At 52.9% G+C, this 8,282-nt stretch carries 9 protein-coding genes; 1 reads left to right on the top strand and 8 read right to left on the bottom strand.

Annotation, left to right across the window (positions count from 1 at the left end; all coding sequences use genetic code 11):
• The 3 genes from VGC33_RS09965 to VGC33_RS09960 form a co-directional block, all read right to left on the bottom strand.
• On the bottom strand, positions 1–220 hold a 220-nt coding region (locus VGC33_RS09965), incomplete at its 3' end, for a hypothetical protein (protein WP_331120592.1).
• A 283-nt stretch (positions 221–503) separates the two neighbouring features.
• Entirely contained in the window at positions 504–614 is a 111-nt protein-coding gene (locus tag VGC33_RS23235) for an ankyrin repeat domain-containing protein (protein WP_414636916.1), read from the bottom strand.
• Positions 615–677: 63 nt separating this feature from the next.
• Positions 678–1,673, bottom strand: coding sequence for a DUF808 domain-containing protein (locus VGC33_RS09960; RefSeq protein ID WP_331120591.1), 996 nt, complete (start codon positions 1,671–1,673; stop codon positions 678–680).
• Positions 1,674–1,775: 102 nt separating this feature from the next.
• Here VGC33_RS09960 and VGC33_RS09955 point away from each other — a divergent pair, with 102 nt between their 5' ends.
• Positions 1,776–2,072, top strand: coding sequence for a putative quinol monooxygenase (locus VGC33_RS09955; RefSeq protein WP_331120590.1), 297 nt, complete (start codon positions 1,776–1,778; stop codon positions 2,070–2,072).
• 128 nt (positions 2,073–2,200) lie between these two features.
• Here the strand turns inward: VGC33_RS09955 and VGC33_RS09950 are convergent, their stop codons facing one another.
• The 5 genes from VGC33_RS09950 to VGC33_RS09930 form a co-directional block, all read right to left on the bottom strand.
• Positions 2,201–3,073 (bottom strand): alpha/beta hydrolase, encoded by an 873-nt coding sequence (locus VGC33_RS09950; protein ID WP_331120589.1) that lies wholly within the window; start codon positions 3,071–3,073, stop codon positions 2,201–2,203.
• A 673-nt stretch (positions 3,074–3,746) separates the two neighbouring features.
• Positions 3,747–4,706: an ABC transporter permease gene (locus VGC33_RS09945; RefSeq protein WP_331120588.1), complete on the bottom strand. Its 960-nt coding sequence runs from the start codon at positions 4,704–4,706 to the stop codon at positions 3,747–3,749.
• Positions 4,703–5,683, bottom strand: a complete 981-nt coding sequence (locus VGC33_RS09940) for an ABC transporter permease (RefSeq protein ID WP_331120587.1) — start codon at positions 5,681–5,683, stop codon at positions 4,703–4,705. Before VGC33_RS09940 ends, VGC33_RS09945 begins: the two co-directional genes overlap by 4 nt.
• Positions 5,676–7,157 (bottom strand): sugar ABC transporter ATP-binding protein, encoded by a 1,482-nt coding sequence (locus tag VGC33_RS09935; protein WP_331120586.1) that lies wholly within the window; start codon positions 7,155–7,157, stop codon positions 5,676–5,678. The genes VGC33_RS09940 and VGC33_RS09935 overlap by 8 nt, the downstream gene beginning before the upstream one ends.
• Positions 7,158–7,249: 92 nt before the next feature.
• Entirely contained in the window at positions 7,250–8,182 is a 933-nt protein-coding gene (locus tag VGC33_RS09930) for an autoinducer 2 ABC transporter substrate-binding protein (RefSeq protein ID WP_414636917.1), read from the bottom strand.
• Positions 8,183–8,282: the final 100 nt, after the last annotated feature.

Genomic DNA, 8,282 nt, shown 5'->3' with positions numbered 1-8,282 from the left:
TTAGATCACTGACCGATTCAATATTTTTATCCAATAAGGCTTTTAACAAATCGGCATACCTGTCCTTATATTTTATAATTGAATCATTTTTAGCTCGTTTTAAGCAGAGAATAGTCATACCTGCATTATTATAACCCACTGCCAACTGAAGATACGAATGAATATCAGATTTTTGGTATACAGTAGCAAATTCTGTAATAGTAAATAAAAAATTAAACATTACAATGTTTTTGCTACGTAATGCCGTCTTTAAACATTCCTAGATATTTTTTCTAAAAAAAGAAAATTCCGGTTTTTTTTCACAAATCAGTTTTACATAAGCTATTTTACCTTCCATTATCGCGAGATCCAGAACATTTGGCCGCTTGCCTAATTTGTCGCGTAGTTAAATTCCGCTTTGTCCAAGTAGCCATTCAAACATGATGGGGTCATTACTACTTCTGGCCGCCCTCATCAAAATTGATTCACCGTAGTGATCAACAGAATTTACATCTGAATTTTTTTTACAATAGCAACCTGGCAACGGCGATATTACTGTGAATTACGGCCCATTGCAAAGCAGTAAAGCCATATCTGTCTTTATGGTTGAGGTTTAAATCGTACTGTTCAATCATTTGTAAAGCCAGAAGGCCATGGCCCGCTTTGACAGCATCATTAAAAGATCTTCGGACAAAGGGTCATGACGGCTCGCGCGGACGGACCATCCTCATACCCAGCGTTACCACCGCGACGATAATCCCGCCCGCCGCCAGTCCCAGCAGCATATCGGTGACGCTGGTCATCAGCGTGCCGATCAAACCCTGGTGGCCTGCTGAAATGCCGTCGAGCAGGCTATGGGTCCAGGGCAAACCGTGCGCCAGTATGCTGCCGCCCACCAGGAACATGGCGATGGTGCCGATAACCGACAGGGATTTCATCAGCCAGGGCGCGGCGTTGACCACGCCACGGCCGGTGGCGCGCAGCCAGCCGCGCGCGCCGCCCTGGCCCGGCAGTTGACTCAGGTAAAGGCCCACATCGTCCATTTTGACAATGGCCGCCACGATGCCGTAGACGCCCAGCGTCATGGCAATGGCGATCAGCACCATCACCGCCACCTGGCTCATCAATGGCGCCCCGGCCACGGTGCCCAATGAAATCACGATAATCTCCGCCGAGAGTATAAAATCGGTGCGCACCGCGCCCTTGACTTTTTTATTTTCCAGCGCCAATACGTCCTCTTGCGTTATCTCCGGCGCTTTCGCCCGCGCATCCGCCTGACCGGTCCCGACTGCAGCCATCGACGCCGCGTCCGCCGGAGCGGGCGGAACGGATTCAGGATGATTTTTTTTCCACTGGCGGCGATGCCGGCTCTCGATCAGTTTTTCAACGCCTTCATAGCACAAATAGGAGCCGCCCAGCATCAGCAACGGGGTGATTGCCCAGGGGATAAAAGCGCTGATAACCAGCGCCAGCGGCACCAGTATCGCCTTGTTGACCAATGAACCTTTGGCGACTTTCCATACCACCGGCAGTTCGCGGTCGGCCCTGACGCCGGAGACCTGCTGCGCGTTAAGCGCCAGATCGTCGCTGAGCACGCTGGCGGTTTTACGCGCCGCCACCTTGCTCATCGCCGCGACGTCGTCCAGTATGGACGCGATATCATCAAGTAGTGCCAGCAGACTGGTACCCGCCATATCGAATTCCTTTAATTGTGCTTTTTATCATTGGTATCGTTATGATTAAAGCAGGCTATTACCATATTGTTAATAATTCATAACAGTTATTCGGAGAATGTCATGTCTACAGATGTCCATATCGTTGCGGTTGTCGAAGGTAAACCGGGCAAGGCGGAAGCCATCAAAGCGGTGATCAAACCCTGTATTGAAGCCACCCGCAAGGAGGAAGGCTGCCTGCAGTATCAATTGAATCAGGACATTGTACGGCCCGATCATTTTATTTTTGTCGAGCATTGGGCAAGCGAGGAGATTGTGCAAAAGCACAGCAAGTCGGCACATCTTAAAACCATGGTGGAAGGGCTGACCGATCTTATCGTCACGCCGTTGGAAGTGTCGTTGCTAAAAAGCCTTTTCTGAACCGCCATGCCTTCGCCGTCGCAAATCAATGGCGGGTGGCGATGTCAACCCGGCAGAAAATAACACCGGCGAGTGGCCCGGAGAACACCGGGCTAGGTACTACGGCGGAGGAGGCTTGCCGACGCCATTCAGAGGTGCTGTTGCAGCCAGGCCAGCTGCCTGCCTGCGATTTGGTTGAGATGCTCACCGGCAAATACCTGGTAATGCGCCGCCTTGGGTTGGATATGGCAGCTTTTTTCCGCGCTAATAGCCCGATATAAGGCCAGGCCGTATTCCAGCGCGATAACTTTGTCATATTCCGCAAATACCATGAACGTCGGCTGCGTTATCCTCGCCGCGGCTTGCACCGGATGATAAAGGATGGTCTCCCATACCGCCAGGTAGGGAACCTTGCTTGCCAGGTTAGGGTAATCCTTTTTTTTCTTTTCAAAGAACACCCGCGACTCCTCGTCGGTCATCACCTTGATAATCGGCACCAGCAGCTCTTGACCGCTCTGCTGTTTTTTCTTCGCCATCCTGGACATGGTATCCATAAAGCGCGTTTTTTCCTCATAGCCCATATCGCCGGTCACCAATTGCTCGCCGTCGGCAAAAGCCAGCTGGCTGAGAATGCATTTAACCTCCGGGCGGCGCGCCGCCACCTCGATGACGTGGCAGCCGCCAAGCGAAGTACCCCACAAGGCGATGCGCTGGGCATCTATGCCGGGCTGGTCCTGACACCAGGACAACACCGCCATGATGTCTTCAATCTGCCGTTCGGGCACGATTCTCCCGGTATCGCCCTCACTCTCGCCGAATCCACGGTAATCAAAGGTCACGACGCTATAACCGGCTTCGGCAAAACGCTTAACAAAGCCGGCTAATAATATATCTTGTATGCAAAAGAACCCATGGCACATCAGTACCGTCGGCCGCGGGGATGCGCTGTTGGCGCCTTCATGGTGTATCCGTACCGCCAGCTTGTCTCCTGCGTATTCTATGTCGTGCCGTTCAATCTCCATCGTATCTTCTCCTTAGGTAACTCACAATTTTCGTTGTTTTAATAACGGGTTATCGAACGCGAAATGAACAAGGCGACTAACGCTATTCGCCGTCTAGTGTTCTCATTAAAATATCAAAATAATTATTTTAACCACTCATCATTCAAATACTAATGATATTGTGAACTCATAAATTGATAATACCGGTAATTATTATAGTTGAGCAAGGTAAATAACTTATTATCAGCCTCGTTTTTTCTTATTAAGTGATAAACAACAGGAAAATATAAAATACCCTAACTGCGTATGTGTTTAAGACATAGCATGTTAACTAAAAGTCAATATTAACGATTCTGCTAACGGCCGTCCATTGTATAGTAACATCTTTATTGACCTCGTTTTGGTAAACAGGCGACAATTCCTTGAATATTGAATCATTCACCATGGCATTTATTAAATATATATTGCATATAATTAGTTATACATATATTTCCTCCGCCAACATCGATAATGGCAAAGAAATACCATAACGCACTATTTTTTTAGAATCATATATGGCGCGGGTTAACGCCTTGACCGGATAACCCTGCCAAGAAGGATTTTTTCATGGTTGATGTTCGCGGTGGAGGGAGAGGCTTGTCGGTAACACCGCGCGGCCCGGCTACCGCGCGGTGTTTATTTCGGCTCCGGCCGACTACCGGCTGGCAAAAGGCAAGCGTATGCCCTTGAGAAACAGGAACGCCAGTAACAGCCCGCCCCATAACGCCATGGTGATGTAGCTGCTTATTCCCATGATATTCAGGCCGCTTTCCAGCATTTGCAACAGGATCAGCGCCAGCACCATGCCGGCGATTTTGCCGAAACCGCCGTCGGGATTAATGCCCCCCAACACCACCGCCAGAATGCTGGTCAGCAGGTAGGACTCGCCGTAGGCGGCCTTGGCGGAGTTCAGCTTGGACATCATCAGCAGCGCCGCGGCTACGCACAGCAGCGAGGAGATAATATAGACCGCCATCAAGGTGCGCGGGGTGTTAATGCCGGCGTAATGGGCCGCCCGCTGGTTGGATCCGATAAGATAAATACGGCGGCCCAGCGGTGAACGTTCCAGTACGACCCACATGATAAGCGCCACCAGCGCAAAGAGATACAACGGCACCGGGATGCCCAGCCAGTTGGTGTTATTCAGCCACAGTATATAAGGGGGAAAATTGGAAATGGCGGTGCCCTTGGAGATAAGGATAGTCACGCCCTTGAGTAACGTCATCATGCCGAGTGTGGCCAATATGGGCGAGACGCGGATTACGGCGATCAGCACGCCGTTAAGCAGGCCGATAAGACAGGCCATGCCGACGCCGGTCAACAGCATTAACAGCGCGCTGCCCGCTGACGGGGCAAAATGGGTGGCCACCCAGGCCATGGTCAGGGCGCAGCAATTGGTGGTGGCGATAATCGACAAATTGATGCCGCCGGTCAGCATGGTCACCGCCATGGCGAACGCCAGCACGCCCAATACCGGCAGTTGCGATCCGATGGACTGGAAATTCGACGCCGACCAGAATACGCCCGGGATTTGCGTGCTGAAGGTCAGCATCACCAGCAGCAGCAACGCCACCAAATATAACTCTACATGATCTTTCACTTTGGCGCCGCTCATGACAGGATCTCCGATTTACCGCGCTGACTCCAGGCCGTGGAGCTGATACTGACCACGATGACCAGGCCGGTAATCACCATTTGCCAATAGGAAGACACACCGATCAAATTCAAGCCGTTTTGCAACATTGCCAGCAATACCACACCCAGCACCGTCCCAAGCAATGTGCCGCGCCCGCCGATAATGCTGGTCCCGCCCAGCACCACCGCCGCCAGCACGGTCAGTTCATATCCCAGCAGCGAGTCTGGCGCCACCGTCATCACGGTATAGGATTGCACCACCCCCGCCACGCCCGACAACAGCCCCATGAAACCATAGACAAACAGCTGTAGCTTGAAAATACCGAAGCCCAGCCGGGAAGCCGCCTCGCGATTGCCGCCCATGGCGTAGATCTTGCGTCCGATACTGCTGCGCTTCATCAACAGGCCGGTGATGATAAGCACGATAAGCAGGGTCATGATGGGCAGGTTCAGCCCGTAGTCATTTCCGTCGGCGGCGGTAAAGGTAAATAGCGTCAGGCCGCCTTCAAACCAGTCGGGATACTTATACAGCCACACCCCTTTGGAAAAGTAGAGCAGCAAACCATAAAATATATTCAGCGTCGAAATAGTGACGATAATGGACGGCACTTTCAGCCGGTTGACCAATACCGCGTTAATCAGGCCCAGTAAGGTGCCGACGCCGCCGGCAATCAGGAACGCCACCAGGAAATTACCGCCGAATTTAAGCAGCGCGGTGACCATAATATATTGCGTGATAATGGTCATGGCCGGAAAGGAGATATCGATGCCGCCGGAAATCAGGACGATAAACAGTCCGCAGGCCAGTATCAGCAGCATGGCGTAATTGTTGACAAGATCGTAAATATTGCCGAAGGTGAGGAAATCGCTGCTGTTAAGGCTAAATACGACCCCCATGATCAGGATGGTCGCGATCAACAATACCTCATGGCGATGCAACGCGGCTTTATTAACCATTCACCACCTCCGCCAGCGCCGCCTCGGTGGTTTGTGACGTAAGGAATTCAGCCACCAGCGAGCCCGCGCGCATTACCAGGATACGGTGACTATTAAAATAAGCCTCTTCGATTTCATCACAAATCATCAATACCGCGATGCCTTGACCGGCCAGCACGTTGATAATCTGATAAATACCCGCCTTGTTGGCAATATCGACCCCGACCGTGGGCGAATCCAGGATCAGCAGACGCGGACGGGTCGCCAGCCATTTGGCGATCGCCACCCGCTGGGCATTGCCCCCGGACAGGGTATTGACCGGCAGCGAGGTGTTTTCCGACTTGATGGTCAACCGGCCGATCATTTCATCGACCAGGGCCTGCGCTTTGCGCGGATCGACAAGATGCCAGCGGTTTTTAACCTGCGCCAGGACCGTTGAGATAATATTGTCTTCGATGGACTGCTCCATGACCAGCCCGGTGCCAAGGCGGTCTTCCGAAACATAACCGACCCCCGCCGCTATCGCGTCGCGATTACTGTTGAAAACCACCTGCCGCCCGTCGATTTTGATGCTCCCGCTGTCCGGACGGGTCAGGCCGAACAGACTCAGGCACAGTTCTGTGCGCCCGGCGCCCAGCAGCCCGGTAATGGCGACGATTTCACCTTGGCGCACCTGTAGCGAAATATCATGATATTGCCCGCGGCGGCTTAACCGCTCCACGTCCAGCACCACCGGCTTGTCGCCCGCGTAGGGAGTCAGCACGCGGTAATCAAACGCCAGGCCGGTCATCAGGAAAGCCAACTGCTTACTGCCCATTTCGGCGGCGGGAAAGGTACCGATGTATTCGCCGTCCTGCAGGACGGTAATGCGGTCGGAGACTTCCATGACCTCATCAAGCCGATGACTGACGAACACCACGCAGATACCCCGCTCCTTCAACTGATGGACCAGCCGCAGCAGCCCTTTGACTTCCGTCATGGTGAGCGAGGCGGTGGGTTCGTCCATAATAATGAGCCGCGCGTCCTGCGCCAATGCCCGGCAGATCGCCACCAGTTGCCGCTGTGCGATGGACAGCGTCTCAAGGGGGGCGTCCAGGTCCAGCCGGATGCCGATATCGTCCAGGGTGCGCTGCGCCAGGTGGTAGAGATGGCGTTTATTCACCCAGAGATGGTTATGATAAAGATTGATGGCGATATTTTCCGCCACGCTCAGGTTGGGGAATAAGGAAAGGTCCTGGTAAATCACCTGGATGCCGCGCTTTACGGATTCGCCCGGCGTCAAATGGGTAAACTCCCGATCGTCAAGGGTGATTTTCGCCCCGGCGTCCGGTTGATAAACGCCGGAGATAATCTTAATCAGCGTAGACTTGCCGCAGCCGTTTTGCCCGGCCAGGCAATGCACCTCGCCCGGCAATAACGTCAGGGCAATATCATTAAGCGCTTTCACCCCATAAAACGTTTTACTGACATGTTCCATAGCAATTAACGGCTTCATTGCAACCTCATAGTAGCGTGTCAGGATGGTCGGCCGGGAGGGACGGTCCCTTCCCGGCCATAGCATCACAGGATGTCAACAGTGGCGAACAATCAATACAGGCCGTCGATATTGTCTTTGGTTACCCGAAGTACCTTATGAAATTTGATCACTTTTTTGTCGGCATCCACTTCCGCTTTGCCCAGCCCTTTTACTTCATAGCCCGGGCCGATATTTTCGCCTTTCAGCAGGCTTGCCGCCACCGCCGTCAGCGCATATCCCGCGGTGGCCGGATCGTAGGTAATGCCTTCGGTGATATCGCCGCTTTTAATCAGCGACGCCGCCTGGGACGGGATCATCATGCCGTAGACATGGACTTTATTTTTGGCGCGCTTTTCCTTAACCGCGCGTCCGGCTCCGATGGGTCCCTGCGAACCAAAGGCCACGATGGTGTTCAGATCCGCATGAGCCTTCATCAGATCCAGGGTAGTGCGGCGGGAATCATCGATGCTTTCCGATACCGGCATGCGGCTGGTCACTTCATGCATATCGGGGTAGTGCTCTTTCTGGTATTTCACAAACAGATCGGCCCAGAGATTATGCTGGGGTACCGTCAGGCTGCCCACGTAAATGACATATCCCCCCTTACCGCCGTTGGCCTTGGCGACTTCCTCAACGTTGTCGGCGGCAAACTGCTGGTTATCGATGATTTCGACATCCCAATTGGCGCTCGGCTGCCCCGGCGATTCATTGGTTAACACCACAATGCCCGCCGCGCGCGCCTTTTTAAATACCGGCTCCAGCACATCGGCATCATTGGGCACGATGGTGATGGCACTGACTTTCTTGGCAATCAGGTCTTCGATGATTTTTACCTGTTGCGGCGCATCGGTACTGGATGGACCGACCTGATAGGCATTGACGGAAAAATCTTTTCCAGCCTGGGTGACGCCCTCGCCCATGCGGTTAAACCAGGGCATGCCGGCGATCTTGGAGATATTGACGATTTCGGTCTGCGCGGCCAAGGCGCCGGAGGCGCTCATCATCAAACCCAGGCAACCCGCGGTTAACCAGCTGTGTAGGGGATTTCTTTTCATATTATTTATCCTCATGATGCGATAACAGGTAGTGATAGCTAGAGTTAAA

Source organism: Acerihabitans sp. (genome assembly GCF_036398755.1).
Classification (GTDB): Bacteria; Pseudomonadota; Gammaproteobacteria; order Enterobacterales; family Enterobacteriaceae; genus Acerihabitans.
The sequence above is the reverse complement of the archived record's forward strand: the minus strand, read 5'-3'. Positions and strand labels throughout refer to the sequence as shown.

Excerpts from the sequence above, each read along its gene's own strand:
- VGC33_RS09940 (WP_331120587.1), bottom strand. The coding sequence starts at position 5,683 with ATGGTTAATAAAGCCGCGTTGCATCGCCATGAGGTATTGTTGATCGCG.
- VGC33_RS09950 (WP_331120589.1), bottom strand. The coding sequence starts at position 3,073 with ATGGAGATTGAACGGCACGACATAGAATACGCAGGAGACAAGCTGGCG.
- VGC33_RS23235 (WP_414636916.1), bottom strand. The coding sequence starts at position 614 with ATGATTGAACAGTACGATTTAAACCTCAACCATAAAGACAGATATGGC.
- VGC33_RS09945 (WP_331120588.1), bottom strand. The coding sequence starts at position 4,706 with ATGAGCGGCGCCAAAGTGAAAGATCATGTAGAGTTATATTTGGTGGCG.
- VGC33_RS09955 (WP_331120590.1), top strand. The coding sequence starts at position 1,776 with ATGTCTACAGATGTCCATATCGTTGCGGTTGTCGAAGGTAAACCGGGC.
- VGC33_RS09930 (WP_414636917.1), bottom strand. The coding sequence starts at position 8,182 with ATGATGAGCGCCTCCGGCGCCTTGGCCGCGCAGACCGAAATCGTCAAT.
- VGC33_RS09935 (WP_331120586.1), bottom strand. The coding sequence starts at position 7,157 with ATGAAGCCGTTAATTGCTATGGAACATGTCAGTAAAACGTTTTATGGG.
- VGC33_RS09960 (WP_331120591.1), bottom strand. The coding sequence starts at position 1,673 with ATGGCGGGTACCAGTCTGCTGGCACTACTTGATGATATCGCGTCCATA.